General features: G+C 48.6%; 29 protein-coding genes. 7 read left to right on the top strand and 22 right to left on the bottom strand.

The genetic code is table 11. The features are described from left to right. The first annotated feature begins 48 nt into the window (after nucleotides 1-48). A complete protein-coding gene (locus tag IDAT_RS01710) occupies nucleotides 49-1,404 on the top strand; it encodes a DUF1329 domain-containing protein (protein WP_034729669.1) in 1,356 nt (451 codons plus the stop codon). A 91-nt stretch (nucleotides 1,405-1,495) separates the two neighbouring features. Here the strand turns inward: IDAT_RS01710 and IDAT_RS01715 are convergent, their stop codons facing one another. From IDAT_RS01715 to IDAT_RS01730, 4 genes are read right to left on the bottom strand one after another with little or no spacing between them, the layout of a single operon-like run. Then, nucleotides 1,496-2,359 carry an NAD(P)-dependent oxidoreductase gene (locus IDAT_RS01715; protein ID WP_034729672.1) on the bottom strand — a complete coding sequence of 288 codons (864 nt, stop codon included), beginning with the start codon at nucleotides 2,357-2,359 and terminating at the stop codon, nucleotides 1,496-1,498. A gap of 32 nt (nucleotides 2,360-2,391) precedes the next feature. Continuing rightward, entirely contained in the window at nucleotides 2,392-3,285 is an 894-nt protein-coding gene (locus tag IDAT_RS01720; RefSeq protein ID WP_034729674.1) for a diacylglycerol/lipid kinase family protein, read from the bottom strand. After that, on the bottom strand, nucleotides 3,275-4,054 hold the full coding sequence (locus IDAT_RS01725; protein WP_034729677.1) for a methyltransferase domain-containing protein: 780 nt from the start codon (nucleotides 4,052-4,054) through the stop codon (nucleotides 3,275-3,277). The genes IDAT_RS01720 and IDAT_RS01725 overlap by 11 nt, the downstream gene beginning before the upstream one ends. After that, nucleotides 4,051-4,806 (bottom strand): Nif3-like dinuclear metal center hexameric protein, encoded by a 756-nt coding sequence (locus tag IDAT_RS01730; RefSeq protein ID WP_034729680.1) that lies wholly within the window; start codon nucleotides 4,804-4,806, stop codon nucleotides 4,051-4,053. The genes IDAT_RS01725 and IDAT_RS01730 overlap by 4 nt, the downstream gene beginning before the upstream one ends. A 105-nt stretch (nucleotides 4,807-4,911) precedes the next feature. Between IDAT_RS01730 and IDAT_RS01735 the strand changes: the two genes are divergently transcribed. Beyond that, nucleotides 4,912-5,262: a hypothetical protein gene (locus IDAT_RS01735; RefSeq protein WP_034729683.1), complete on the top strand. Its 351-nt coding sequence runs from the start codon at nucleotides 4,912-4,914 to the stop codon at nucleotides 5,260-5,262. Nucleotides 5,263-5,338: 76 nt separating this feature from the next. Here IDAT_RS01735 and IDAT_RS01740 read toward each other — a convergent pair whose 3' ends face one another. Genes IDAT_RS01740 through IDAT_RS01785 form a run of 10 tightly spaced genes read right to left on the bottom strand, consistent with a single transcriptional unit; the run spans nucleotide 5,339 to nucleotide 13,769 of the window. After that, nucleotides 5,339-5,866: a DUF3833 domain-containing protein gene (locus IDAT_RS01740; RefSeq protein ID WP_034729686.1), complete on the bottom strand. Its 528-nt coding sequence runs from the start codon at nucleotides 5,864-5,866 to the stop codon at nucleotides 5,339-5,341. Then, entirely contained in the window at nucleotides 5,866-6,384 is a 519-nt protein-coding gene (locus IDAT_RS01745; protein WP_034729689.1) for a chalcone isomerase family protein, read from the bottom strand. Before IDAT_RS01745 ends, IDAT_RS01740 begins: the two co-directional genes overlap by 1 nt. Beyond that, nucleotides 6,377-6,919, bottom strand: a complete 543-nt coding sequence (locus tag IDAT_RS01750; RefSeq protein ID WP_034729691.1) for a DUF2878 domain-containing protein — start codon at nucleotides 6,917-6,919, stop codon at nucleotides 6,377-6,379. The genes IDAT_RS01745 and IDAT_RS01750 overlap by 8 nt, the downstream gene beginning before the upstream one ends. Further along, a complete protein-coding gene (locus IDAT_RS01755) occupies nucleotides 6,919-8,154 on the bottom strand; it encodes an SAM-dependent methyltransferase (RefSeq protein WP_051986500.1) in 1,236 nt (411 codons plus the stop codon). The genes IDAT_RS01750 and IDAT_RS01755 overlap by 1 nt, the downstream gene beginning before the upstream one ends. Before the next feature lie 27 nt (nucleotides 8,155-8,181). Beyond that, on the bottom strand, nucleotides 8,182-8,913 hold the full coding sequence (locus IDAT_RS01760; RefSeq protein WP_341871916.1) for a DUF1365 domain-containing protein: 732 nt from the start codon (nucleotides 8,911-8,913) through the stop codon (nucleotides 8,182-8,184). Continuing rightward, complete coding sequence (locus tag IDAT_RS01765; protein ID WP_034729693.1) at nucleotides 8,903-10,183, bottom strand: NAD(P)/FAD-dependent oxidoreductase; 1,281 nt, start codon at nucleotides 10,181-10,183, stop codon at nucleotides 8,903-8,905. Before IDAT_RS01765 ends, IDAT_RS01760 begins: the two co-directional genes overlap by 11 nt. Before the next feature lie 25 nt (nucleotides 10,184-10,208). Continuing rightward, on the bottom strand, nucleotides 10,209-10,928 hold the full coding sequence (locus IDAT_RS01770) for an SDR family NAD(P)-dependent oxidoreductase (protein WP_034729695.1): 720 nt from the start codon (nucleotides 10,926-10,928) through the stop codon (nucleotides 10,209-10,211). Then, nucleotides 10,925-11,374 (bottom strand): nuclear transport factor 2 family protein, encoded by a 450-nt coding sequence (locus IDAT_RS01775; RefSeq protein WP_034729697.1) that lies wholly within the window; start codon nucleotides 11,372-11,374, stop codon nucleotides 10,925-10,927. The genes IDAT_RS01770 and IDAT_RS01775 overlap by 4 nt, the downstream gene beginning before the upstream one ends. A 53-nt stretch (nucleotides 11,375-11,427) precedes the next feature. Then, a complete protein-coding gene (gene phrB / locus IDAT_RS01780) occupies nucleotides 11,428-12,831 on the bottom strand; it encodes a deoxyribodipyrimidine photo-lyase (RefSeq protein WP_034729699.1) in 1,404 nt (467 codons plus the stop codon). Continuing rightward, nucleotides 12,831-13,769, bottom strand: a complete 939-nt coding sequence (locus tag IDAT_RS01785) for a YbgA family protein (RefSeq protein WP_034729701.1) — start codon at nucleotides 13,767-13,769, stop codon at nucleotides 12,831-12,833. The genes phrB and IDAT_RS01785 overlap by 1 nt, the downstream gene beginning before the upstream one ends. A gap of 139 nt (nucleotides 13,770-13,908) precedes the next feature. Here IDAT_RS01785 and IDAT_RS01790 point away from each other — a divergent pair, with 139 nt between their 5' ends. The 3 genes from IDAT_RS01790 to IDAT_RS01800 all read left to right on the top strand — a co-directional run bounded on the left by IDAT_RS01790 (nucleotide 13,909) and on the right by IDAT_RS01800 (nucleotide 15,878). Then, a complete protein-coding gene (locus IDAT_RS01790; protein WP_034729703.1) occupies nucleotides 13,909-14,505 on the top strand; it encodes an LON peptidase substrate-binding domain-containing protein in 597 nt (198 codons plus the stop codon). A gap of 70 nt (nucleotides 14,506-14,575) precedes the next feature. Continuing rightward, on the top strand, nucleotides 14,576-15,196 hold the full coding sequence (locus IDAT_RS01795; RefSeq protein WP_034729706.1) for a sigma-70 family RNA polymerase sigma factor: 621 nt from the start codon (nucleotides 14,576-14,578) through the stop codon (nucleotides 15,194-15,196). Further along, complete coding sequence (locus tag IDAT_RS01800; protein WP_034729710.1) at nucleotides 15,189-15,878, top strand: ChrR family anti-sigma-E factor; 690 nt, start codon at nucleotides 15,189-15,191, stop codon at nucleotides 15,876-15,878. The genes IDAT_RS01795 and IDAT_RS01800 overlap by 8 nt, the downstream gene beginning before the upstream one ends. A 62-nt stretch (nucleotides 15,879-15,940) precedes the next feature. Here the strand turns inward: IDAT_RS01800 and IDAT_RS01805 are convergent, their stop codons facing one another. From IDAT_RS01805 to thrS, 7 genes are all read right to left on the bottom strand, one after another. Continuing rightward, a complete protein-coding gene (locus IDAT_RS01805; RefSeq protein WP_034729714.1) occupies nucleotides 15,941-16,234 on the bottom strand; it encodes an integration host factor subunit alpha in 294 nt (97 codons plus the stop codon). Between the two features lie 3 nt (nucleotides 16,235-16,237). Next, complete coding sequence (pheT, locus tag IDAT_RS01810; protein ID WP_034729717.1) at nucleotides 16,238-18,625, bottom strand: phenylalanine--tRNA ligase subunit beta; 2,388 nt, start codon at nucleotides 18,623-18,625, stop codon at nucleotides 16,238-16,240. 14 nt (nucleotides 18,626-18,639) lie between these two features. Beyond that, on the bottom strand, nucleotides 18,640-19,620 hold the full coding sequence (pheS, locus tag IDAT_RS01815) for a phenylalanine--tRNA ligase subunit alpha (RefSeq protein WP_034729720.1): 981 nt from the start codon (nucleotides 19,618-19,620) through the stop codon (nucleotides 18,640-18,642). Between the two features lie 95 nt (nucleotides 19,621-19,715). Beyond that, entirely contained in the window at nucleotides 19,716-20,069 is a 354-nt protein-coding gene (gene rplT / locus IDAT_RS01820; protein ID WP_034729722.1) for a 50S ribosomal protein L20, read from the bottom strand. A 16-nt stretch (nucleotides 20,070-20,085) separates the two neighbouring features. Continuing rightward, complete coding sequence (gene rpmI, locus IDAT_RS01825) at nucleotides 20,086-20,283, bottom strand: 50S ribosomal protein L35 (protein WP_034729724.1); 198 nt, start codon at nucleotides 20,281-20,283, stop codon at nucleotides 20,086-20,088. Nucleotides 20,284-20,359: 76 nt separating this feature from the next. Next, the gene (infC, locus tag IDAT_RS01830) at nucleotides 20,360-20,902 is read right to left on the bottom strand and encodes a translation initiation factor IF-3 (RefSeq protein WP_034729726.1); all 543 of its coding nucleotides are present in this window, start codon (nucleotides 20,900-20,902) and stop codon (nucleotides 20,360-20,362) included. Nucleotides 20,903-20,921: 19 nt separating this feature from the next. Next, nucleotides 20,922-22,838: a threonine--tRNA ligase gene (thrS, locus tag IDAT_RS01835; RefSeq protein WP_034729728.1), complete on the bottom strand. Its 1,917-nt coding sequence runs from the start codon at nucleotides 22,836-22,838 to the stop codon at nucleotides 20,922-20,924. 142 nt (nucleotides 22,839-22,980) lie between these two features. On the opposite strand from thrS, the gene IDAT_RS01840 reads away from it, so the two are divergent. Beyond that, nucleotides 22,981-23,871 carry a DMT family transporter gene (locus tag IDAT_RS01840; protein WP_034729730.1) on the top strand — a complete coding sequence of 297 codons (891 nt, stop codon included), beginning with the start codon at nucleotides 22,981-22,983 and terminating at the stop codon, nucleotides 23,869-23,871. Between the two features lie 50 nt (nucleotides 23,872-23,921). Continuing rightward, nucleotides 23,922-24,119, top strand: a complete 198-nt coding sequence (locus IDAT_RS01845; protein ID WP_034729733.1) for a CPXCG motif-containing cysteine-rich protein — start codon at nucleotides 23,922-23,924, stop codon at nucleotides 24,117-24,119. 66 nt (nucleotides 24,120-24,185) lie between these two features. On the opposite strand, the gene IDAT_RS01850 is transcribed toward IDAT_RS01845, so the two are convergent. Continuing rightward, nucleotides 24,186-24,797, bottom strand: a complete 612-nt coding sequence (locus tag IDAT_RS01850) for a riboflavin synthase (protein WP_034729735.1) — start codon at nucleotides 24,795-24,797, stop codon at nucleotides 24,186-24,188. Nucleotides 24,798-24,804: the final 7 nt, after the last annotated feature.

Consider the following 24,804-nt stretch of genomic DNA (forward strand, 5'->3'; position numbering starts at 1 on the left):
TTAATGTAGCTTGAACCAAGTACATAGAACAAACAAGGAAAAGCAAACATGAATAAAATGATGCTTAAAGCTGGGGTTTTCGCACTTTCTGTTATTTCAGCAAGTGTAATGGCGAAAGTCACTCCAGAAGAAGCCGCGCGCTTAGGTCAAGATTTAACGCCAGTCGGTGCCGAGATGGCAGGCAACGCTGACGGTTCAATTCCTGCATGGGACGGTGGTTATAGTGTGACAGCTGATGGTGAAATCCCAGCCCGTCCGGCGGACCCATTTGCCGATGATCAGGTTCTTTTCACCATCACGCACGACAACCTCGATGAGCATAAAGACATGCTTTCCGCAGGCCAAATCGCGATGTTTGATAAGTACCCTGAGTACAAAATGCACATCTATCCAACACGTCGTTCAGCGGCTTATCCGCAAGCAGTATATGATGTCATCAAAGAGAACGCGCTGAATGCAGAGCTGGTTGCCGGTGGTAACGGTCTTGAGAACTTTAAGATGCACGTGCCCTTCCCGATTCCTGAAAATGGTTTGGAAGTGATCTGGAATCACATCACCCGCTATCGCGGTGGTGCTGTTGAACGCTTGGTAAATCAGTTCCCAGTATTAGAAGACGGTAACTTCGTTCCGGTCTTGTTGCGTGAGTCGCTGGTATTCCCTGAGTATATGGCAAGCGGTCGCGAAGCAGCAGACGACAACATCTTGTTCTATTTCTTACAAGAAGTTCTGGCTCCTGCACGTCAAACCGGCACCGTATTGCTGGTACACGAAACCATTAACCAAGTTAAAGAAGGTCGTCGCGCTTGGCTATACAATGCCGGCCAACGTCGTGTCCGTCGCGCACCAAACGTAGCTTATGATGGTCCAGGTACAGCCTCTGATGGTCTACGTACTTCTGACGGTCTGGATATGTTTAACGGTGCACCGAACAAATACAATTGGGAATTGGTCGGTAAGCGCGAAATGTACATTCCGTACAACAACTACAAGTTGATGGATCCGGAACTCTCGTATGACGACATCATCAACCCTGGTCACATGGATCAAGACTTGGTGCGCTATGAGAAACACCGCGTTTGGGAAGTGAAAGCTACGTTGAAAGACGGCGAGCGTCACATTTATCAAACGCGTCACATGTTCATTGATGAAGATACTTGGACTGCGAGCGTCATCGACCATTACGATAACCGTGGTGAGTTGTGGCGTGTTGCTGAAGCGTACAACACTCAGTTCTACTATCACGATACTCCGTGGATGGCGGCAGAGGCGCTGTATGACTTGAACTCTGGTCGTTTCATTGTGCTAGGTCTTGCGAACGAAGAGTCCGAGTATATGAACTTTGATATCGAGCCAGAGCGTAGTGATTTCAGTACTTCTGCGTTACGTCGCATGGGTATTCGATAAAAGAGCCGATATTCGTTATTCGATATTCGTTATTCGGAAAAACGAAAAGCGGAAAAGAAAAAGCCCCGGGTTCGGGGCTTTTTTGTGGGCGCTATTTTTCGAGGCGAGCGAGCAGACTTGAGGTGTCCCAGCGACTGCCGCCCATTTGCTGTACTTCGGCGTAGAATTGATCGACTAAGGCGGTAAGCGGCATGCTCAAACCATGACGGTCTGCTTCAGCCAAAGCGATTTTTAAATCCTTGCGCATCCAGTCCACCGCAAAGCCATGTTCATAATGTCCCTGCCACATCGTTTTATAGCGGTTTTGCATTTGCCATGATCCGGCGGCACCTTGGCTGATCGCGCGAATTAAAGCATCCGGGTCTAAACCAGCTTTACGCGCCAGTTGTAAGCCTTCAGACAGGCCTTGTACAACCCCAGCAATACAAATTTGATTGACCATTTTTGCCAACTGACCATAGCCTGCCTCACCCATGTACTCACGGGTTTTGCAGTAACACTGCAGGGCTTCTTCAGCGGCTTCAAATGCTGCTTTATCACCGCCGATCATCGCTGTCAGTACAGCGTTTTCTGCTCCCTGTTGGCCACCTGAAACAGGCGCATCTAGAAACAACGCAACGCGATCATGAACTTGTTCACTTAACTCACGCGCCAGTTCTGCTGATGCGGTAGTGTGGTCAATAACAATAGTGTTTTCACGGATACTATTAAGCAGTCCATCATCGCCATAAAAAACGCTACGTACGTCATCGTCATTGCCAACACACACCATAACAATATCGGCATCTATCGCGGCTTCTCTTGGCGTTTCGGCGAGTTTTCCGCCATAGGTTTTAACCCATTGCTCTGCTTTACTGGTGGTACGGTTATAAACGGTTGTTGCGAAGCCGTTTTGTTGAAGATGTCCAGCCATGGGATAACCCATGACGCCTAATCCAATAAATGCACATTTCATAAAAGACCTCGTTATTCGTTAGTCGTTATTCGTTATTCGTTAGTGACAACTTTGGGGTGGCGGACGGTAAGGCCGGCGCGAACAATTCTTGCTTCGGCTGGACCATTTAACGGGATGCTATCGCCGTCGAGTTCAATACCATTCTCAGTATCGCCAATGGTAAACGACTCTGCTTCTGCTACCACAATAATGGCACTACGCTTGGGCTGACGGCGTAACAGCCAGTACAGCGCATTCAATTGTTTCAGCCGTGGCAGTCTAGGGACTGCCAAATAGCCCAACAGTTGCTGTTCTCGCTGCGCCTCAGGATAGACCACAATGCCGCCACCGATTGCTTTGTTGACACTAACAACCTGGAATTCAAGCTCATGGTCATGGTCCATAATGCAACAACGTCGACTCGGACGGGTGAATAAATAGCGACACAGTGCTAGCAAGTAACTCGAACGCCCTAACCAACGTTTAGTATAATCACTCTGCAGCCGTTGCAAGGCGACGCTGATGCCGGTTCCGGCATGATTAATAAAATAATGTTCACCTATTTTGCCAATACTTCGCACGCTGGTCTCAGTCGTGCCCTGACGTCGCCATAGGGGATCTTTTAGCGCTAAAGCGGTGGCAAAATCATTACCTGTACCAGCAGGGATTACACTGATGACTACTGGCGTTTCAGCAAACACCTGTGCGGCAATATTGATACTGCCATCGCCGCCAATCACCAGACATTCGCTTTCGTTGATATTTTCGACTTGCTGCAGCCAGCTGCGCATGGCAGCAATATCCTGTTCACGATCAGGATTACTCGGAACAAGACATACGTGGGCGACGCCCAACTGGGCCGCAAAGAAGCTTTGGTAGTCATCGGCGAGTGCACGCGCGCGCGCACTGCAGGACTTGTAATAAATCAAAACTTGTCTAGTTGCCATGTTGAATTTGCCAATGTTGATAACGCCCAAGTGCGGCAAAAGGCTGGGTTTGATTGTACCGCATCTCTAATTCGACCAATTGTTCAAAGTGTTCGAGCGCATCTGCCGGTTTACGCAGGTAATCGTGGAAACACCGTACGCCGGTCTTCTGCATAACCGCTAACTGATATTGTTCCAGCCAAGCTTCCATCGCGGCCGGCGCAATTGGTTGCTGAGGGCTCATTCGCACTCGTTTTTTCACCTGCAGATCTGCTGCCACATAATCAAAATTACCAAAGACCATGTTGGCCATAATCTTTGCATCGCGGTTGTAAAACATTAGCGACAATAAGCCATCGTTTGCCATAAATTGTTTAAGTATCGGCAGCGCTAATTGTGGCTCCGCGAGCCATTCAAGCACCGCATGACACAGCACCACATCGTACTGCTGCGTACCGAGTACCTTTGGCAATTGTTGTAGCGACGCAGTGTGATATTGATACTGTGCTGCTACGCCATGCGCCGCGTGCTGCTGTTGTGCAGCCGCCACCATGTCTGCAGCAATATCAGTGTGTGTCACCTTGTGGCCGCGGTGCGCAAAATTTTCACTGAACTGACCTAATCCTGCGCCGATATCGAGTACGCGCAAAGGCGTTTGCCGTTGAAACCATGGCGCTAAATCCCGCTCTAATACCGCTAGGCGTAATTTGCCTTTGGGTGTGGCGTAGATATTTTTCGCAAACTTACCCGTCAATCCGGCGAAACTCTGGTCTCTCTTTGGTGCACTCATGCTGGACTATCGATATCAACAAAGGTATGACGAATTCCAAAGCGCTCGGCTAAATGCTCGCCTAATGCCTGAATACCATAGCGTTCAGTTGCGTGATGGCCGGCGGCATAGAAAGCAATCCCCTGCTCGCGTGCGCTGTGTATGGTTTGTTCCGATACCTCTCCGGTAATAAAAGCATCGCAGCCAGCCGTTGCAGCAGCATCGATGAAACCTTGTCCGCCTCCGGTGCACCACGCAATTTTACGCACTTGCTGTTGCTCGTACACGGCACAAAAAAGGCTGCGTCCTAAGCGTTGTTCAAGTTGTTGCGCCAATTGGTCTGCCGTCATCGATGTAATCAACGTTGAGGTCATCACCACTCCTTGCGGTTCAATTGCAGCAAGCACTTCAGGCTCAGGCCAATCCATCAGCCGCGCAAGTTGCGCGTTATTGCCGAGCCTTGGATGAATATCGAGCGGCAAGTGATAGGCAAACAAACTCACTTCATGTTGTAGCAGCGTTTGTAGGCGTCGTTTTTTCATTCCGGTTACTACTACCGGCTCACCCTTCCAAAAATAGCCGTGGTGCACCAACACTGCGTCCGCCTCTAACTCAATCGCTCTATCAAGTAACGCTTGGCATGCCGTGACACCAGTGACAATATGTTGAATCGATGGGCGCCCCTCAACTTGCATACCATTGGGACAATAGTCTTGACAGCGATCAACCGTTAGTAGATCCGCTAAATAGTGTCCTAACTCGTCACGATTCATGACAAAACCTCATTTTTTGTAGCTAATGCGCTGAAAATTAGACAATCTGCGCAAAAAACGGTATAAAAACGGAGAACTTTTACTCAATATGCAAAGGATTTTTCCATGAGCAAACTTGATAAAGACCAAGTCATCGCTGATTTTACCGCAGCTTACGAAAAGGCTCACGGTAAAAAACCAACGATCGAAGCCAGCAACGGCTGGTATAGCGTCGATGGTGGCAAAAATATGCGCTTGGCACAACTTGCTGAAGAAACCAAAGCTCTAGCCGGTGCTAAAGCTGAAGCTAAACCTGCAGCAAAAACAAAAGCAGCTGAAAAACCTGCAGCTAAAAAACCTGCTGCAAAGAAAGCCGCTGCGAAAAAATCAACGTCAGGTGGTTTAACTGCGCGTGAATTATGGCGCAAAAAGCTTGAAGATGATGCGACTTTATCACGCTTACCGCGAGGCTATTAAGTCGCAACGCAAGTGCTGTAAAAAATTAAAAGCCCTGCACTTGAGCAGGGCTTTTTAATTATGACTTTCGAGCTATCTACTTCTTACCGATATACAAAGTTATTTCACCAACGTTGATACCAAACTTGTACATTTGCGTTCGGTTAATCATGTTGTCTTCATCGACTAAATAGAGCCAATCATCTAACTTCACTGCAAAAGGTTCGCCGTCTAATTCAATGTTTAAGACATAGGTCCAGTTAAGCACATTACCTGCAACCTTACCTTCAGCAACGCCCTCAACATCACTGGCGCGCCCTTCATAAAGATCCGGGCCAGTCTTGGTAAGGTACCAAATACGCTTTTGCTCGCTACCATCGGCATAATAAAAAGTTTCGTCGAGTACTCCTTCATTGCCATCCCAGGTGCCGATCAAATCAGCGCGGAACCGTTGAATGACCTCGCCACTGTAATCCTGCACCATTCCATAAGCAACGAGCTCACCGTTAAAGAACTCCTCTAACTTTAAATGTGGCTCAGTGTCTTTATACGTATCAAGCGAAGTTGAACAACCTACCAGCAAGAACAAACAACTCGCAGCTAAAATTAAGCTTAATTTTTTCATCAAGAGGCTCCAATGAGTTCATCGCGTTCATCGCGAAACCGTGATTGAGGACTTAGCCAAATCGCGAGAAAATCCTCGGTAAAGGTGGCCGATGGAATTTCACCTAATTTGCTATCGGCATTATAGAATTCACTGTAGCCGTCCGACGTTTCGAACAACATCAGACAATCACCTTCACGCACATCAGGCCACATGTCAGCTAGCTCGGTCAGCCATTGCTCATGCTCAGAGGTTATTTCGATATCTAAGCGTTCCCATTCTTCACGAGTGGTGTCGACCAAATCTTGTGCTTCAATGTCGCGCAAGTAACTGAGTCGCAATGCGCGCTGTTGGTAGCTGTCATAATTGCCCGAGTCAGTAAATAATTCGGCATCATAAACATCCCAAAATAGAACACTTAGGCGAGTCTTCCCGACAGCATCTAGCGTGCTTAGTCGATCAGCTTGACAGCTCGCGTAAGCATTAGCATTGAGTCCAAGCAGAAGCGCAGTAGCCACTGCGTAAGCGACTTTAACCATTTGCAACCTCCATCTTTTGTGTGCCACCCCAACGCTGCATAAGCCAAGCGAATAGGACCATATAAACTCCCCAGAGTACGCCGTAAGTGACCCAGAGCAGCCACTCGGTGACTAAGATCTCTGCTGCACCAAGGCGCGCACCTACAGCGTAGGTTAAGGGACCCGAAGCAATACCGATAACTGCAGCGACCCAATAGCGTCCAGCTAACCAATCCAGCGTTGTGGTGACCATAGCGGCAAAACCCAACCACAGAACAATCAACCATAACGGTAGCCAACCACCGGTAAAGTCGAGCACGCCAAGGCTTACCACCAAAGCTTCCAAACCCAGTCCCAAGGCAAGCAGAACGCTATAAAGACGCCAATTAAAACCAGGTCGCGTACTACTTAAAAATATCTGCACTGCCACTATTGGCAAAGCCAGTAACAACCAATCGCCACGTCCAGCTACGGTACTGAACCACACTAAGTCAAACCAGAGTAAGCCAGCTAAACGTCTTAGAGTGACTGATTTTAGCCAATTCGGCAGCGTCATTAGCGCGCCGCCGGCTTGGTTGCGACTAGTTGGACTGCTGAGCAGGTACGCTCCAAGAAACCGCCTTCGCAGTAACTCAGGTAAAAATTCCACAACCGACCAAAACGATCGTCGTAGCCAGCTTGCCGCAACTGCGGATGCGCCGCATTAAACTTGAGCCGCCAGTCGCGCAGGGTCTTAGCGTAGTCAAAACCAATATCATGGACTTGCCGCACAACCATGTCAGTGTGCTTAGTAAACATTTCGGTGATCATCGTTAACGACGGCAAAAAACCGCCCGGGAATACGTGTTGCTGAATAAAATCAACCGAGTAGGCATAACTCTTCATGCGTTGATCAGCGATAGTAATAGCTTGCAGCGCCATTTTGCCATTCGGCTTTAATAATCGGCTGCAAGTCTTAAAATAAGTCGGCATAAACTGTCGTCCAACCGCTTCGATCATTTCTACCGAGATTAATTTGTCATATTGACCTTCGAGATCCCGATAGTCCTCAAGCAGCAAGGTCACTCGATCACTTAGACCTGCGTCTGCGACCTTTTGTTGCGCATGTTTGAACTGTTCTTTCGAAATCGTTGTGGTGGTCACACGGCAGCCATAATGCTGAGCGGCGTAAAGCGCCAAGCCACCCCAACCGGTGCCAATCTCGATCAGATGGTCGGTGGGCTTCAACTCGAGGCTGTCACACAAACGTTTGAGTTTGTATTGCTGGGCTGCAGTCAAATCAGCATCAGCAGTCGGATAGACTGCGCTTGAATACTGCATCGCTGGGTCGAGGAATGCTTCGTACAAGTCATTGCCCAAATCGTAATGCGCTGAAATGTTTTCTTTGGCTTGTTGCTTATGATTGCGACGACGCCAATGCTGAAACTTTTGATACGGCATGAGTAACCAGCTGAATTTCGCTTCGAAGGCGTCAAGCGCTGGAAGGTTCCGTGCAAATACTTGAATCACAGCGGTCAGATCCGGAGTTTCCCATTCCTGATCGATAAAGGTTTCCCCCGAAGCAATGCTACCGCCAAATAGTAACTTACGATAAAAACTCGGTTTCAATACGTTAATTTCAGCGCGCAATTCGCTTAACTCGTTGCCAAAGTGTCCGACGACCTCGCCATTTTCACGCAAGGTAACGAAGCCCTCACGCAACTCCTGTAGCAGGCGTAATACGGCACGACGCGCCCATTTTTCTGTAGTTTTCGCTTGTGCCATAATGGCCATCGCAGTTTCTGTACTCATAGCTGCCCCAAAACTTCCTTAATATTGTTATGGATGGTCATAAACAGGTGTCTTTTTCAACCACAACCGCAACGCTTGCCAATAGATTGCTGCAACGGTAGTGATGGTATTTATCGGATATCTCAATAATACGCCACGAATGCTCTTGCGGTTCAATTCAACACGACGTAATCGTAACGTGGCACTAAAATGGCGTTCCTCTTTCACGGCCGCAAGGTGAATTGTGCAGCGATTGTCAGGTTGCTGATACGGCGGAGTTATTTGCCATTCGTAGCGCATATCTATGGGATTAAATGGCGATACGTGAAAGGCTTTGTCGTGACTTAATGGCTGGGTCAGATCAAGTAAATAATAATGCCGTTCGTTCCACGGGGTATTGCTGACTTCGGCAAGCATGTGGCTATACTCCGTCGCCCCTTCAGGTAGCAAAAAATAACAATTGATAGGACTAAAATAGAGACCCATGGTACGTAAGTTACCGAGAAAAAAAACGCGTCCGGTTAATTTGCGACCGGCAAGAGCTGACATTTTGTCTCGCACTGCAGTGGCCAAATCGCCCTCGGTGCCGCGTAAATAATCCGCTCGACGAAACCAAATCGGTGCGAAGCCTCTACAGGAAAAAGCCCAACTTTGTTGGGCTACTTCGGGTAACTCATCTAATGCCAACCACCACTGAGCGGTTGGGTAAGCAAAACTGTGCTGCGTAGGTCGCGTTCGTTGGTGAAAAACGCGACCACGCAAAATGGCGCTACTCAGCATGCCACTTGACTCCAAGGCGTTGGGTTACATCGAGCGCACTACGCACGCCATCCTCGTGGAAACCGTTGTACCAGTACGCACCACAGAAATGCGTATGCTGTTGCCCACAAATCTCGCTTCGGCATTGCCGGGCGGCCATCGAAGCAACACTGTAAACAGGGTGAGCATAAGTGAATCGACGCAAAATCCGCTCCGGTTGAATCGCATCTGTGTTGTTTAAAGTAACACAAAAAGTTTCAGGTGCATCAATGCCTTGCAAGATATTCATGTCATATGTAACCGAGCTTGGTCGGGTGCGCGCATCATCGCCATGATGCAATAAATAGTTCCAACTTGCCCATGCCCGCCGTGCCCGCGGTAATAAACGAATATCTGTGTGCAGCACAACATCATTGTCTTGATAAGGAATCGCACCTAACACCTGCTGCTCTTCAGCACTTGGATCTGCTAATAGCGCTAGCGCCTGATCGCTATGACAGGCAAAGATAACCTCATCGAAATCCTGCAACTCACCGTTGCCGAATTCAAGCGTTATATTGCCTTCACGATGCGCCATGTTGCGGTGCACCTTAGCGATGTCGCAGTTGCTATGGATACGATCTCCTAAGTGACCGATAAGAGGCTCGATATAAGCTGAAGACCCACCCATAATCGTCGCCCACTGAGGTCTATCGCTTACATTCAAAAGGCCGTGGTTCTCGAAAAAACGCAAAAAGAAGTCGAGGGGAAAGTCAGCGGCATCATCTATACTCGCCGACCAAATCGCTGCGACCATAGGTAGTAAATACAAATCCGCAACGTCTTGCGATAACTTTTGCTGCGCAAGGAATTCCCCTAAAGTCTGCTGATTCGAGCCGAGCCCTTGCGCATGTGCTGCTTTGGCTTGCTTGTTAAATTTCACAATGCCGCTCAATAATCGGTAAAAAGAAGGTTTCAGCAGATTTTTACGCTGAGCAAACAAGGTATTCAATGAATGCCCGTTGTATTCAAGGCCGGTGGCCGGATCACGCACACTGAAGCTCATTTCGGTATCGCGCCACTGCACTCCGATTTTGCGCATCAACGCGCGAAAATTCGGATAGGTCCGGTCATTAAAAACGATAAACCCGGTATCGATGGCATAGGTTTTGCCTTGTACTACTACTTCTACGGTGCGGGTGTGGCCCCCGATGTAGTCATTCTTTTCAAAAAGTTGTACGTCGTGTTGTTCGTGCAACAAATGTGCACAAGTCATGCCGGCGATGCCACTACCAATAATTGCTATCTTCATTCAGTTCCCTGCTGTACTACATCGGTTATTTGGAAAAGCGTCGCGACAACGCAACTTGCCACGATTGCGGTAGCCGTGACGAAAATTTGAGGAACCAACCAAAGGTTCGTGGAAAAGTAATATCGAGTGTATTTTTCTCAATACCTTTACGAATCGATGCCGAGGCAAATTCTGGCGTCACTTGCATCGGCATTTCGAAGTCATTTTGCGAAGTCATTGGAGTTTCAACAAACCCAGGTGACACGCTCAAGACTTTGATACCTCGCGGCGCAAGGTCCACTTGCAAACTGCGGGTAATGTAATGGATTGCAGCTTTCGAGCCACCGTAAGCTTCAGCTTTGGTAAACGGCAATAGACGTGCGGTACTGCCGACGATGACCAGCTTACTACCCGCTTTAAGATTTGGCAGCAAAGCTTCAACACAGCGCATGGTGCCAACCACATTGACGTTGAACACACGCGCAAACATATCAGCTTCGAAATGGTCGATGTCAACGTATTCGCACACTCCAGCGCTCAAGATAACCACATCAAGATCGGTATACGGCCGCAAATTTTGCAATGTTTCATCGGCATGGGTGATGTCTAGTTGTTGCCCTGCAATGGTATCAGGGAACTCCTGTTCGAGCGCCTGTAAAGCTTCTTTATTGCGGCCGCAGGCAACCACGTGATGCCCGGCTTTGGCATAATCCATGGCAAGCTGCTTGCCAATACCAGAAGTCGCACCAGTAATAAGTACATTCATGCGGGAATCATCCTTGCTTTAATTTTTTTGATGACATAACCAAGTACGGCTACATGCTCATAAATCATCGCGCCTAAATCATAATAATCGCGTTGCTGAATGATCTTGTCGTCTTTCATTTCCAAATGGCTGACACCGGGCAACACGATTTCTTGTCCGTCGGCCAGCTTTGGGTGCATCAGACGCATCTGCCAGTTAACAAAGAAGTGTTCACCATTCTCGGCGTATTCAGTAAAGGCGAAATGACACTGTTCAACATTTTCCATAGTTGCTTTGAAATACTTTTGCAGGTCTTCGAGGCCATGAACTTGATGAATCGGGTCGATAAAAGTGACTTCTTTGTGGTACAAATCGCCCAATTTATCGATGCTTACATCGGCAAACTCGTCGTAATGTTTGCGTAAGCGTTTGATGATGTCGTGCTGTTCTTGCTGCTCGTCTGTCATGTATTACCTCCGCGTTCCCATTGTGAGTTTTGTTATCATTATAGTTGCTACCACTACAATGCCTTGAACTTGCGTAGAAAGCCTTCCCTTGCCTCTTTGTGATCGACTATCGGTGTCGGATAATCGACATCGCTTAATTTTAGCCACTGTTCCGGTGCGTGAATTTCGCGCTGCGGACAATGCGCTAACTCTGGCACATACTTACGAATATAGCTGCCGTCGGGATCAACTTTTTGACTTTGTGAAGTAGGATTGAACACCCGAAAGTAAGGCACTGCGTCCGTGCCTGTTGATGCACTCCATTGCCAACCGCCATTATTTGCAGGGAAGCTACCATCGATAAGGTTTTGCATGAAGAACCGCTCACCTTTACGCCAATCAATATGTAAGTCTTTTACCAAGAAATTAGCAACGATCATTCTTACCCGATTGTGCATCCAGCCTTCTTGTTGCAACTGCCGCATTCCTGCATCGACAATCGGATAACCTGTGCGCCCCTCACACCACGCTTGGAAATCGGTCGCGCTGTCATTCCAAGGAAATGCATCAGTGTGAGGCTGAAATGCTTGTCCCCAACTCAAACGTGGCTCTGCATCCATCAGGTGTTGATAAAATTCACGCCAAGCTAATTCACTTAGCCAAGTATGCGCACCTTCATTCAGACCATCCGGAAACTCAGGTGCAAGTTGCTGCAATCTTCGGGCTGCAGTAACCGGACCCAACGCCCCCAGTTCAAAATACGCAGATAATTTTGACGTGCCATGAATTGCCGGCAAGTCGCGATCAGCGTTGTAGTCTCTGACCTGTTCCGCAACAAAAGCATCTAGTTGTTGCCACACGGCATGCTCACCAACCACCCACGCCGAGCTGTCCCGTCGCGCATAATCAACGGTTTCAGGAAAACTCGGACACTGCACAGCAGTCCTATTTGGTTTTTCATACGGTTTTGGCAACCCCGTGGTTCGCAAATGCTGCTGCCATGCTTTAAAGTAAGGCGTAAATTTTTTGTAGTAAGCACCGGCTTGTGTTCGCAGAATCGGCGGAACTAAGACTTCCCCGTGAAAACTAGTCACCGCCACGCCATTGTCGGTAAGCCAATTGCGGGTTGCACGATCGCGTCGTTGTTCGTGCAACGGATACTCACAGTTCCAATAAACCTGCTGGATCTCATGCTCAGCACAAAAATCACGCACTACGCGCGGTACTGTTTGCCAGTCGCGTACACTTTTAATGTGCAGTGCAATCCCCCACTGCGCAGCTTCTTGCTGGAGTTCCTTGAGATGACGGAGCAATAAATCGACTTTTATTGGTGCCCAATCGTGCGCTTGCCATTGCGCTTCGCTATATAAATACAGACCGAAAATCGGCTCGTTATTGGCGCAAGATTGCAACGCTGCAGCGACCGTCGGATTATCGCGTAGTCGCAGGTCATTGCGAAACCATATCAATTGTTTCATTAGAGGCCGTACCTAAGTTTTAAGTCGTTTGGATAAGGATTCAAATAACGTTGCCCCGCTAAATAGTTATTGGGGAACAGGCGTTGGTAATGCCGCAGCAGTGTAAGCGGCACTAATAAAGGTTCAAGTCCATTGCGATAAGCTAGCACCGCTTCACTGAGTTCGGCGCGCTCATCATGACTCAATTGGTCAGAAAAATAGCCCTGAATATGCTGCAACACATTGGTGTGATTTGCTCGTGTAGCAGGCTTTGCAAGCGCAGCCATGAGCGTCTCGATGTAATGGCGCAGAAACTCGGTGGTCATCTCTTGTTGCTCGGCCAACTCACGACCGATGATGCGGTAAGCTTGTTGATTATGAGCTAACAAAAGTAATTTAAGGCTGGTATGGAACGCTAGCACAGCTGATTTTTTCGGTTGCGAACCAAGTGCTTGCCATGCAGCATACACAAAAACACGCATGACAAAATTTTCACGCAACAGCGGATCGTTTAAACGCCCGTCTTCTTCCAGCGGCAACGCAGGGTAGCGTTGCTGCAGTTGCGCCGCAAAAATACCAGTCGCCTCTTTTTGCGCATGCCCAGTTGCAGGATCATATAGTTTAACCCGCTCCATACCGCAGCTTGGCGACTTCGCACACAGCACATAACCGCTGATTTGCTGCAAGTGTGGCGTGGCGCGTTCGGCAAAATCAATTAATCGTTCGGTGACATCCTCACCCGTTTTTGGCACCACAGCACGGGTACCCTTTGCATGAGCCTCGAGTCGAATCGTCGGGCGCGGCACCGGCATCCCGATACCTACTTCTGGGCATAGCTTGACAAACTCTACGTGCCGGCCAAGCTCGCTGGCGCAAAAAGCCGAACGTTTGTGGCCGCCATCGAAGCGTACTTCATCGCCCAGTAAACAGGCACTGATCCCAACCTTTATCGTTTGCATATATCCCTCTACAACATTGGTCTTCCGAGCATTACGAAAAGTGTTAAAAAAAGTTCATTACCACAGATCTAATTAAAGTTATACCACGTAACCACATCAACTAATGATAAACAAGCGCTGAAATCTAGAGGCAATCGATATGCATCGTGCACTCACCAACATTCCACTATTTCCACTATCGGGCCATGTTTTGCCTGGCGGTGTGATGCGATTACGCATCTTTGAACCACGGTACATCCGTATGGTTCGAGAAGTGTGCGCGCAAGACGACGGTCGCATTGGTATGTGTATGTTCAATGAACATGGTTCCATTGAAGCCAACTCGCATATCCATCCAATCGCAACGCTGGCACGCGTGATCGACTTTGAACATCGCGACGACGGTTTACTTGGCATCACCGTCGAAGGTATGGACGCTTGTCAAATCGACGCGATTAAATCAGACAGCGACGGCTTACGGCGTGGTAACGTCCGTATTATTGATCACTGGCCACCGACGGAGCTACCGCCGCAATTTCAGCATTTGGCCGATCGCTTGTGCCAAGTTTATGCAGAATATCCGGAATTGGGCTCTTGCCCCGGTGACGACCGTTTAGGACGCGCTGATTGGATATGTCAACGCTGGCTAGAGTTATTACCGGTGAATGCAGAAACTAAACAAGAATTGTTGCGCGAACCGTCTTGTGAACGCACATTGGATTACCTCTCTGGTTTGATAAATGAAAGCGAACAGTAGAGTGTGATCCATACCTATACAAGTTGCGTAGTAGGAAAGTAACTTGAGGAATTATCCAACAGGTAATACTATGCAGACAGTGACTACACCAAAACTAGAACGGAAACATATGTCCTCTGCGCAGCCTGATGATCCAGACCATGCTGCGGCTTTGCTCGCCCTAGTAGCAAATGAACAATCGCGTCAAGCCTTTAGCGAATTGTTTCACTACTTCGCTCCGCGCCTAAAAGCCTATGCAACTCGTCAATTCGGAAATGAACAGACAGCAATGGATTTGGTTCAGGAAACGATGACGAATGTTTGGAACAAAGCACATTTATTTAAACCAGATCGGGGTTCTGCTTCGACCTGGATATTTACTATTGCAAGGAATATCCGTTTTGACTTCTTACGGAAGAATAAACATCGCCAGCATGATTTGAGCGCTGACGAATTGTGGCCCGTATTAGCTGAAACGAACGATAGTCTCGATGACGACTACGCACTTGATGATGATTTGTTAATGCAGCAGCTCGCTGGCTACTGCGAATCATTACCGAAGGCGCAACGCACGGTTATCGAACTGATTTATGTGGAAGGGAAATCACAACAAGAGGTGGCGGATGCACTTGGCATTCCTTTGGGAACTGTCAAATCACGCACTCGCCTTGCGTTACAGAAGTTACGAGAGTTAATTAACAGCGATGATTAAATTTCACCCAAGCGAACAGCACCTCTTTCATTACGTTACTGGTGACTTAACACCAGCAATGTTAATGATGGTAGGTACGCATGTGGATATGTGTCCGCATTGCCAAAACGAGATTCAGCATATTGAAGAATCTCTGGCCCAGAAGGTGTTTGGACAAGCACAAGTACCAGCAGAGCTCACCGAACAGGTCAGTTTTTTTGATGGTGAAAGCATGCTTGCTTCTATCATGTCGCAAACACCCAAGCGTATTACGCCAGTGATGCGACAAGATGTGCCAAATGAATTAGTATTGGAAGGCAAACGCTTCCAACTACCAGGCACTCTTGCACGGAATCAACACCGCGTTGGTGAATGGCAGAAAATTCTCGGCCAGATGTGGCGTGCGCCAGTGCACGTTGGCGGCGAAGATGTACTTACCTTCATCTACATGGATAAGGATACCCGTGTGCCAGAGCACACGCACAAAGGTCGTGAAGCGACCTTAGTGGTGAACGGTGTCTTTAACGACGAACGTTCTGAATATCGCGATGGCGATTTCATTTTCGTTGATGATAGCGTGATTCACACCCCAGAGACGCGTCATGAAGATTGTCTAACCTTGTCGGCGCTAGATGCACCGATGCACTTTACGTCTGGTTTGAGCCGCTTGCTCAACCCGTTTAGTAGCTTATTCTTTAAGTAATTCTTATCATCATCGCTGTAAACCCAAAAAAGCCGCTCAATGAGCGGCTTTTTTCTTGGGTATTACTTTGGTTTAGCGTTGCTGACCCTTTGCTTAAGCTTTTGTCCGGGCCGAAAAGTCACTACGCGTCGCGCCGAAATCGGAATATCTTCACCGGTTTTCGGGTTGCGACCTGGTCGCTGGTTCTTGGTGCGCAACTCGAAATTACCAAAACCTGATAATTTGACTTCCTCACCTTGTTCTAAGGTACGACGTATCTCTTCAAAGAAGTTTTCGACCAAATCTTTTGCATCACGTTTATTGATGCCAAATTTTTCGAACAAGTGTTCTGCCATTTCTGCTTTGGTCAGCGCCATAGCTTACTCCCTCAGGGTTGCCCCAAATTCGTTTGTCAGCATCTCTACCACTGCCTTAACCGCGGTATTGATTTCATGATCTTCAAGCGTGCGCTCGGGATGCTGTAGCGTCAGCGATAAAGCTAAACTGCGGTATCCGTCAGCAACGCCCGCTCCTTCGTAAACGTCAAATAAGTTTAGGTCAACCAAGTGATTTACGCCAATATTTTCAATAGCCTTGAGGATCTCCCCTGCGGCAAGTTGGGTTGGCACCACAATTGCTAAATCACGACGAATCGATGGAAAACGTGAGATTGCTCGAGCTTGCGGTAACACCTTTGGCTGGATCGCGGCTAACTCTAATTCGAATACGAAGGTGCGCCCATTCAGGCCCAATTTCTTCTCGAATTGTGGGTGAATGGCGCCGACATGACCGACACATTTACCATTTTTGAAAATCCCTGCTGACTGACCTGGGTGCAACGCTGGATGGCTATCTGCAGTAAAGGTAAACGCGTGAGCCTCACCGGTACGGGCAAGCAATGCTTCTACGTCGCCTTTGATGTCATAGAAATCAACCGCGCGTTCACCCTCTTGCCAATGTTCAGTATGCGCTTTACCCGCTCGAATACCGGCGATCATCGGTTGTTGTGCCACGCCATTTTCTGCTTTGTCTTGCGGTAAAAAGCGCAAGCCGGTCTCAACAAACGCGAGGCTTTGCTGTTGGCGTTTTTGGTTATGCGCCACGGCGCCAATAAGGCCTGGCCATAAACTCACACGCATAGAAGACATTTCGACACTAATCGGGAATGGCAACGTCAACGCGGCCGCATCATCAAACAACAAGGCTTGATGCTTAGGATCGACGAAGCTGTAGGTAATGGCTTCTTGGTAACCACGGTCAATCAGCAACTGCTTCAGTTTACTGACCGGTAACTGCGCTTCTTTGCGCGGTACCATACGCAGCGAAGCTGCCGGAGCGGCTGCCTCGATACGGTGATAGCCATAAACGCGTGCGACTTCTTCAATTAAATCTTCTTCAATCGCAATGTCGAAACGGAAGGTGGGAACGATGACATCCCAGCCCTGCTCGGTAACCGTAACATTGAAACCTAGACGTTCGAGGATCTCGCTGACTTCAGTGTCGGCAATAGTAATACCAAGCACTTTGCTCAGCCGCGCAGCGCGCAATTGCACATGTGTCGGCTGTGGCAAATGACGCTCATCTTTAGCTTCTACGATTGGGCCCGCTTCACCGCCACAAATCTCCAGAATCAGCTGTGTTGCGCGTTCCATTGCAGTGCGCTGTAGCTCAGGATCAACGCCGCGCTCATAGCGATGCGACGCATCAGTATGCAAGCCGAAGCGGCGTGCGCGGCCAGCAATTGCGTCTGGCGCAAAGAATGCGCTCTCGAGAAAGATATCGCGGCTGCTAGTGGTAACGCCACTGCCTTCACCACCAAAAATACCTGCCATTGCAAGTGCTTGTTGTTCATCGGCAATCACTAAAATGTCACCGTCAAGCGTCACTTCATTGCCATCTAGCAGGGTCAGTTTTTCGCCTTGTTGCGCCATCCGCACATGCACACTACCTTGTAACTTATCGTTATCAAAAGCGTGCATCGGGTGACCCAGCTCTAACAACACATAGTTCGTCACATCGACCACCGGGTCGATAGCACGGATACCACTGCGACGCAGGCGCTCGCGAAGCCACAATGGCGTTGCTGCGGTGACATCCACGTTGCGGACCACACGGCCTAAGTAACGTGGGCATGCAGCCGGCGCGTCTAGCACAATAGCACGTTGCCCATCGTGCGTTGCGGCAACAGCCGCTATCTCTGGTTCATTGACAGTTAAACGATTCAACACGCCAACTTCGCGAGCGATACCGCGCAAACCTAAACAATCAGCACGATTTGGCGTTAAATCAACGTCGAAAGTTGCATCATTCAGTTCAAGATACTCACGGTAATCCATACCCACTGGCGCATCGGCCGGTAACTCAATGATACCGTCGTGATCATCGTTCAAACCAAGTTCAGCATTGGAACACAGCATGCCATTTGAAGGCTGTCCACGTAACTTGGCTTTTTTAATCTTAAAATCACCTGGTAAGACGGCGCCAATGGTGGCAACTGCTACTTTTAGACCGGTACGGCAGTTTGGTGCACCACAGACGATAGTCGCCGGTTCGTCGGCACCGATATCAACTTCAGTCACTTGCAATTTATCGGCATCAGGGTGCTGCCAACACTTGATGACTTCGCCCACCACAACGTTATTAAATGCCGGAGCTACGGGCGCGACATCATCAACTTCTAAGCCAGCCATACTCAGCTGTTCCGCCAAGCCAATTTGGTCTAGCGCTGGATTCACCCAGCTACGCAGCCATTTTTCGCTAAATTTCATTTGAGCACCCGAACTTAATTAAACTGTTTCAAGAAACGCACGTCGTTCTCGAAGAACGCACGTAGGTCGTTTACGCCGTAGCGGAGCATCGTCAGACGCTCAACACCCATACCAAAGGCAAAGCCGGTATATTTTTCGCTATCAATACCTACTGCCTGTAGCACTTTTGGGTGCACCATACCGCAGCCTAAGACTTCCAGCCATTGACCGTCTTTACGACGCACATCAACTTCAGCTGAAGGCTCTGTAAACGGAAAATACGAAGGTCGGAAACGCACTTCCAAGGACTCTTCGAAAAAGTTAACCAGGAAGTCTTCAAGAATGCCTTTGAGCTGGGTAAAGCTGACATCGGTATCGACCATCAAACCTTCGACTTGGTGAAACATCGGTGTGTGGGTTTGATCGTAATCGTTACGATACACGCGACCGGGGGAAATAATCCGCAGTGGTGGTTGTTCGGTTTCCATAGTACGGATTTGTACGCCCGAGGTCTGCGTACGCAACATCGTTGTTGGGGTGAAATAAAAGGTGTCATGATCCGCACGCGCCGGATGATTCGCCGGAATATTGAGCGCATCGAAGTTGTGGAAATCGTCTTCGACTTCAGGTCCTTCGACCACACGGAAGCCCAAATCACCAAAGAACTGCTCAATACGCTGAATGGTTTGCGTCACCGGATGAAATCCACCCACCGCAGAACGCCGGCCTGGTAAGGTCACATCAATGCGCTCAGCGGCAAGTTTCTCTGCCAACTGTGCTTGTTTCAACGCTTCGTTGCGCGCATTTATTGCTTGCTGAACTTGCTGTTTAGCCACGTTAATAGCCTGACCAGCAGCTGGACGCTCCTCGGCAGAAAGTTTACCTAAGCTTTTCAGTTGCTCAGTTAATAGACCTTTCTTACCCATGTATTCGACACGCACTGCGTCGAGCTCTTGCGGTGTGGTTGCTGCAGCAATGGCCGACTCGGCTTGTGCAACAATGTCATTTAACTCCATGACTTTCCTCGTTTACCCCTGTAAAGGCGCTTATCATAGCGAAAAACCATAAAAAAAGGGAGCAATCTTGCTCCCTTTTTCAACTTCTTCGTGGCTTACAGAGAGCTTTTTGCTTTCTCTACCAACGCAGCAAAACCATTTTGGTCGTGAACTGCGATGTCCGCCAGAATTTTACGATCGATTTCAACAGATGCTTTTTTCAAACCGTTGATAAAGCGGCTGTATGACAAACCGTTTTGACGTGCCGCAGCATTAATACGCACAATCCACAATTGACGGAATTGACGCTTTTTGTTGCGACGGTCACGATAAGCATATTGACCTGCTTTAATAACCGCTTGCTTCGCTACGCGATAAACGCGTGAACGAGCACCATAATAACCTTTCGCCTGCTTCAGGACTTTCTTGTGACGCGCTCGCGCGATCACACCACGTTTTACTCGTGCCATTTGCTATCTCCTTCCCTTACGCGAATGGTAACATACGCTGAACTAAGCCAACATCAGACTCGTGCACCATGCTCTTAGCACGTAGGTGACGCTTCCGCTTTGAGCTCTTTTTGGTCAGGATGTGACGCAAATGAGACTGTTTACATTTGAAGCCGCCTGAAGCGGTTTTCTTAAAGCGCTTTGACGCGCCTTTTTTGGATTTCATTTTCGGCATGAAAATTACTCCGCATTGTTAATTGAAAGTGTAACAGGGTGAGGACAACAAAAGTTGGCCTACTTGTGTACCACAGTTACTTCTTAGCAGGGGCCAGCACCATAATCATCTGGCGACCCTCAGCCCGTCTCGGGAACGACTCAACAGTAGAGATTTCTTGCAAATCGTCTTTGATACGATTTAGCAATTCAATGCCCAACTCTTGGTGCGCCATTTCACGGCCACGGAAACGAACGGTGACTTTAGTTTTGTCACCTCCCTCGAGGAAGCGAGTCAGGTTGCGCAGTTTTACCTGGTAATCGCCCTCATCTGTGCCAGGACGGAATTTGACTTCCTTGACCTGAATCTGTTTCTGATTTTTCTTTTGCTCTTTCGCGTTCTTAGCTTTTTCGTAGAGGAACTTGCCATAATCCATCAGACGACATACTGGTGGCTCCGCATTTGGGCTAATTTCCACCAGATCAACACCGGCCGTTTCGGCCTTTTCAAGAGCTTCTTGAATACTTACGACACCAATCTGTTCACCTTCAACGCCGATTAAGCGCACTTCGTTCACGCGAATATCTTCGTTGATACGATTTTTGTCAGCAGGTTTCTGAGTTCTTTTTCCGCCTTTAATGGGTCATTCCTCCAATAAATTAACTAATTTTGCGACTACGCACTTCGTCTTGCAGCTCAGCAATAAATTGCTCAAGGCCTTTTACGCCTTGGTCTTCGCCGCGACGCGTACGTACCGCAACCGCTTGGTTCTCGACTTCTTTATCGCCAACAACCAACATATAAGGAACACGTTTTAATGTGTGCTCGCGAATTTTAAAGCCTATTTTCTCATTTCTCAAGTCAGCTGTCGCCCTAAATCCGAGTTTATTCAACTCTTTTACGGTATTTTTGACGTAATCTGCCTGATTATCGGTAATATTCATCACCACGACCTGCGTTGGCGCAAGCCATAATGGGAAATAGCCCGCATATTCTTCAATCAAAATCCCCATGAAGCGCTCGAGTGAACCGAGAATCGCACGGTGAATCATGACTGGGGTGTGACGTTCATTGTCTTCGCCCACGTAAGTTGCGCCTAAACGCCCTGGTAGGGCAAAGTCCAACTGAATGGTGCCACACTGCCATGCGCGACCTAAACAGTCATGCAAGGTAAATTCAATTTTCGGACCATAGAAAGCGCCCTCACCCGGCAAGTAATCGAATTCGATGCCGTTGTTTTTCAATGCTTGTGCCAAAGCTTGCTCGGCATGATCCCACACCGCATCATCACCCAAACGTTTTTCGGGACGGGTCGAAAGCTTCACAACGATGTCTTCGAAACCAAAAGTTTTGTAGGTTTCGTACACCATCTTAATACAGCCGCTGACCTCTTCTTGGACTTGGTTATCAGTACAGAAAATATGAGCATCGTCTTGGGTAAAACCACGTACCCGCATTAACCCATGCAATGCGCCCGACGGCTCATTACGATGACAGCAACCGAACTCGGCCATACGCAGTGGCAAATCACGGTACGATTTCAAACCTTGATTAAAGATTTGTACGTGTCCGGGGCAGTTCATCGGCTTAATGGCGTACTCGCGATTTTCTGAAGCCGTGGTGAACATGAGTTCAGAGAATTTCTCCCAGTGCCCGGACTTCTCCCATAGTACGCGGTCCATCATAAACGGACCTTTCACTTCTTGATACTTGTACTCACGTAACTTTTCGCGAATAAACATTTCAAGCTCTTGGAATACGGTCCAACCGTTATGATGCCAGAACACCATACCTGGCGCTTCTTCTTGCCAGTGGAACAAGTCTTGTGCTTTACCGATTTTGCGGTGATCGCGCTTTTCCGCTTCTTCTAAGCGCTGTAAATAGGCTTTCAGCTGCTTCTTGTCTGCCCAAGCAGTGCCGTAAATACGCTGCAACATCTTGTTATTCGAATCGCCGCGCCAATAAGCGCCCGCCGACTTCATAATTTTGAAATGTTGGCAAAAACGCATGTTCGGTACGTGCGGTCCACGACACATATCAACGTATTCTTCGTGATGATAGAGGCCAGGACGGTCATCTTGGCTGATATCATCATCTAAAATTTCAACTTTGTAGGGCTCATGCCGCTCGACAAAGACTTCACGTGCTTCTTTCCAGCTGACTTTCTTTTTAATCACGTCATATTCAGTTTTTGCCAACTGCAACATACGCTTTTCGAGAGCATCCAAATCTTCTTGGGTGAGCGCACGATCTAAGTCGACGTCGTAGTAGAAACCGTTATCAATGACTGGCCCAATTGCCATTTTCGCTGCTGGAAACAGCTGTTTTAATGCATGCCCAAGCAGATGCGCACACGAGTGACGGATGATGTGTAGACCCTCTTCGTCTTTCGGTGTGATGATATGCACGGTGGCGTCATCGGTGATCAGATCACAAGCGTCAGCAAGCTGACCGTTGATTTTGCCGGCAACCGTTGCCTTGGCAAGACCAGGACCGATATCTTGAGCTACTTCGAGAATGGAAACGGGTTTATCGAAAGCGCGTTGACTTCCATCAGGGAGCGTTACTACAGGCATGCTTACATGTTCCTTTAACAGTGGTGACACCTACCAAGTGCCACTTGTGATTCAACGAGAAGCCGCAACTATACCGTACTGAACGAAGTGACGCAACGCGCCTATTGGCGTGGTCTAGAAGCACAGTTACAATAGCCGCCCTATGGACATTTTTATCGGCCCACTTGCCGCCCTCCTCGCTGCCTTATTTTGGGCCTGTGCCACGCTTCTTTATAGTCGCGCGGGCAGCTATTTGAATGCCGCCCAACTGAATTTAGTCAAAGGCTTTGTTGCGGTGCCGCTGCTCGCATTGTTTGCGCTGCTTAGTGGCGAATTACTTGCGTTCGATGGCAGCGCAGCCGCTTGGCTCTTGCTCGCCAGTGGCGTGATCGGTATTACTCTTGGCGATACGCTGTACTTCGGTGCATTGCGGCGGATTGGCCCATGGTATGCCATGCTCTTCGAGTACTTAGCTCCACCGTTTGCCGCGCTCATTGCTTGGTGGTGGCTTCAAGAAGCGATGACCTTGCGCGAGCTCGGTGCAGCGCTAGTGGTTTTAGTCGGTATTTTTGTCATCATTAGCGAACGCTCGCCAGAGCCACGTGCGCAACAGCTATCGCTGAGCGGCATGGCCGCAGGTGTCGGCGCAGCGCTCTGCCAAGCCCTTGGTTTGGTAATGGCTTTTGAGGCGCTCGCCAGCTTCGCCGTTAGCCCGTTGCAAGCGGCACTGGTGCGCCTTACGGCAGGCACGCTAGCGCTGACTGCAGCCCTGCTATTGTTGAAACCGAAAATCATCGGCCAAACCAAAGCAGCACTGCGGCACACCTCTATACCCTGGTTATTGGTGGCGATCATCATGGGCACTTTGCTGGCCATCTGGCTGCAACAAACCGCCATCGCCTACCTCCACCCGGGTCTCGCCCAAACCCTGCTTGCCACCGCGCCACTTTGGTTGATCCCAATTCAATGGTTGCGTGGCGAACCACCAAGTTTACGCAGTATTAGTGGTGCGTTAGTGGCTGCTGCAGGCATTACATTGTTATTTTGGCGCTGAGCGCATTCATCGATCATACTGCTATTAAGTACTGCGGTTACGAGGTAGCTATGAACACAGAGAAATTGCATGACGCGGCAGTGCGTTGCCCGCACTGCGGCCATAACATTCACCTCGCGATTGATGCGTCACAAGGCGCTCAAGATTATCAAGATGAATGTCCGGCCTGCGGGAGTGATGTGCATTTGGCGATTGAGGTCGACGAGTTGCACGATAAAATCATCGTCAAAATCGATCCCGACGAATAACCTCGTTATTCGTTATTCGTTAGGGGTGCTCGTTGCTAGCTCTCCCTAACGATTAACGAGTAACGGTTAACCTTTGTTTTGGGCTAGGTAGCGGTTGACGGTGTCGACGATAGTAATGGTCTGCTGATCGAACTCTAAATTGACCCGCGTTCCAGGCTGCGCTGACTTTAAATTCGTTAAACGCAATGTTTCTGGAATTAAATGCAACGAAAACTGACTGTCGTGAACCTGACCAATGGTGAGACTTGCGCCATTGACGCTGATAAAACCTTTTGCGAATACATAGGCTTGAAATTCTGCCGGAAACCGAATCCACATGGCCCAGTTATCTGCAGTTTCGGTAATGGTTTCGACCACCCCGGTGGCATGAATATGCCCCGAAACATGATGTCCACCAATTTCGTCCCCTACTTTTAATGAACGTTCGAAATTGACTTCAGCGCCGACTTCGAGCTCACCTAAATTGGTCAGACGCAAGGTTTCATCGATCACATCAAACTGCACCGTGTTTGTGTTAAATTGAACCACTGTCAGACAAGTTCCGTTTATAGCGATACTGGCACCAATTTCTAGCTTTTCTAGAAACCGTGGTTCAACTTGCACGGTTAAACGACGAAAGTCAGGTTTATTTTCGATAGCAACAACTGCTGCTTGGCATTGCACGATACCGGTAAACATGATGCGA

Origin of the sequence: Pseudidiomarina atlantica (assembly GCF_000753735.1) — a bacterium.
GTDB classification, from domain to species: domain Bacteria; phylum Pseudomonadota; class Gammaproteobacteria; order Enterobacterales; family Alteromonadaceae; genus Pseudidiomarina; species Pseudidiomarina atlantica.

What these genes read in the sequence shown, in the direction of transcription:
- IDAT_RS01740 (WP_034729686.1), bottom strand. Translation starts at nt 5,866, where the DNA reads ATGAAAAAATTAAGCTTAATTTTAGCTGCGAGTTGTTTGTTCTTGCTG.
- thrS (WP_034729728.1), bottom strand. Translation starts at nt 22,838, where the DNA reads ATGCCTGTAGTAACGCTCCCTGATGGAAGTCAACGCGCTTTCGATAAA.
- IDAT_RS01785 (WP_034729701.1), bottom strand. Translation starts at nt 13,769, where the DNA reads ATGCAAACGATAAAGGTTGGGATCAGTGCCTGTTTACTGGGCGATGAA.
- IDAT_RS01845 (WP_034729733.1), top strand. Translation starts at nt 23,922, where the DNA reads ATGAACACAGAGAAATTGCATGACGCGGCAGTGCGTTGCCCGCACTGC.
- IDAT_RS01745 (WP_034729689.1), bottom strand. Translation starts at nt 6,384, where the DNA reads ATGGTTAAAGTCGCTTACGCAGTGGCTACTGCGCTTCTGCTTGGACTC.
- IDAT_RS01725 (WP_034729677.1), bottom strand. Translation starts at nt 4,054, where the DNA reads ATGAGTGCACCAAAGAGAGACCAGAGTTTCGCCGGATTGACGGGTAAG.
- rplT (WP_034729722.1), bottom strand. Translation starts at nt 20,069, where the DNA reads ATGGCACGAGTAAAACGTGGTGTGATCGCGCGAGCGCGTCACAAGAAA.
- IDAT_RS01850 (WP_034729735.1), bottom strand. Translation starts at nt 24,797, where the DNA reads ATGTTTACCGGTATCGTGCAATGCCAAGCAGCAGTTGTTGCTATCGAA.
- pheS (WP_034729720.1), bottom strand. Translation starts at nt 19,620, where the DNA reads ATGGAGTTAAATGACATTGTTGCACAAGCCGAGTCGGCCATTGCTGCA.
- IDAT_RS01840 (WP_034729730.1), top strand. Translation starts at nt 22,981, where the DNA reads ATGGACATTTTTATCGGCCCACTTGCCGCCCTCCTCGCTGCCTTATTT.
- IDAT_RS01730 (WP_034729680.1), bottom strand. Translation starts at nt 4,806, where the DNA reads ATGAATCGTGACGAGTTAGGACACTATTTAGCGGATCTACTAACGGTT.
- IDAT_RS01735 (WP_034729683.1), top strand. Translation starts at nt 4,912, where the DNA reads ATGAGCAAACTTGATAAAGACCAAGTCATCGCTGATTTTACCGCAGCT.
- IDAT_RS01760 (WP_341871916.1), bottom strand. Translation starts at nt 8,913, where the DNA reads ATGCTGAGTAGCGCCATTTTGCGTGGTCGCGTTTTTCACCAACGAACG.
- IDAT_RS01800 (WP_034729710.1), top strand. Translation starts at nt 15,189, where the DNA reads ATGATTAAATTTCACCCAAGCGAACAGCACCTCTTTCATTACGTTACT.
- IDAT_RS01775 (WP_034729697.1), bottom strand. Translation starts at nt 11,374, where the DNA reads ATGACAGACGAGCAGCAAGAACAGCACGACATCATCAAACGCTTACGC.
- IDAT_RS01755 (WP_051986500.1), bottom strand. Translation starts at nt 8,154, where the DNA reads ATGAGTACAGAAACTGCGATGGCCATTATGGCACAAGCGAAAACTACA.
- rpmI (WP_034729724.1), bottom strand. Translation starts at nt 20,283, where the DNA reads ATGCCGAAAATGAAATCCAAAAAAGGCGCGTCAAAGCGCTTTAAGAAA.
- IDAT_RS01750 (WP_034729691.1), bottom strand. Translation starts at nt 6,919, where the DNA reads ATGACGCTGCCGAATTGGCTAAAATCAGTCACTCTAAGACGTTTAGCT.
- IDAT_RS01765 (WP_034729693.1), bottom strand. Translation starts at nt 10,183, where the DNA reads ATGAAGATAGCAATTATTGGTAGTGGCATCGCCGGCATGACTTGTGCA.
- IDAT_RS01790 (WP_034729703.1), top strand. Translation starts at nt 13,909, where the DNA reads ATGCATCGTGCACTCACCAACATTCCACTATTTCCACTATCGGGCCAT.
- IDAT_RS01795 (WP_034729706.1), top strand. Translation starts at nt 14,576, where the DNA reads ATGCAGACAGTGACTACACCAAAACTAGAACGGAAACATATGTCCTCT.
- IDAT_RS01710 (WP_034729669.1), top strand. Translation starts at nt 49, where the DNA reads ATGAATAAAATGATGCTTAAAGCTGGGGTTTTCGCACTTTCTGTTATT.
- IDAT_RS01770 (WP_034729695.1), bottom strand. Translation starts at nt 10,928, where the DNA reads ATGAATGTACTTATTACTGGTGCGACTTCTGGTATTGGCAAGCAGCTT.
- IDAT_RS01720 (WP_034729674.1), bottom strand. Translation starts at nt 3,285, where the DNA reads ATGGCAACTAGACAAGTTTTGATTTATTACAAGTCCTGCAGTGCGCGC.
- pheT (WP_034729717.1), bottom strand. Translation starts at nt 18,625, where the DNA reads ATGAAATTTAGCGAAAAATGGCTGCGTAGCTGGGTGAATCCAGCGCTA.
- IDAT_RS01715 (WP_034729672.1), bottom strand. Translation starts at nt 2,359, where the DNA reads ATGAAATGTGCATTTATTGGATTAGGCGTCATGGGTTATCCCATGGCT.
- phrB (WP_034729699.1), bottom strand. Translation starts at nt 12,831, where the DNA reads ATGAAACAATTGATATGGTTTCGCAATGACCTGCGACTACGCGATAAT.
- IDAT_RS01805 (WP_034729714.1), bottom strand. Translation starts at nt 16,234, where the DNA reads ATGGCGCTGACCAAAGCAGAAATGGCAGAACACTTGTTCGAAAAATTT.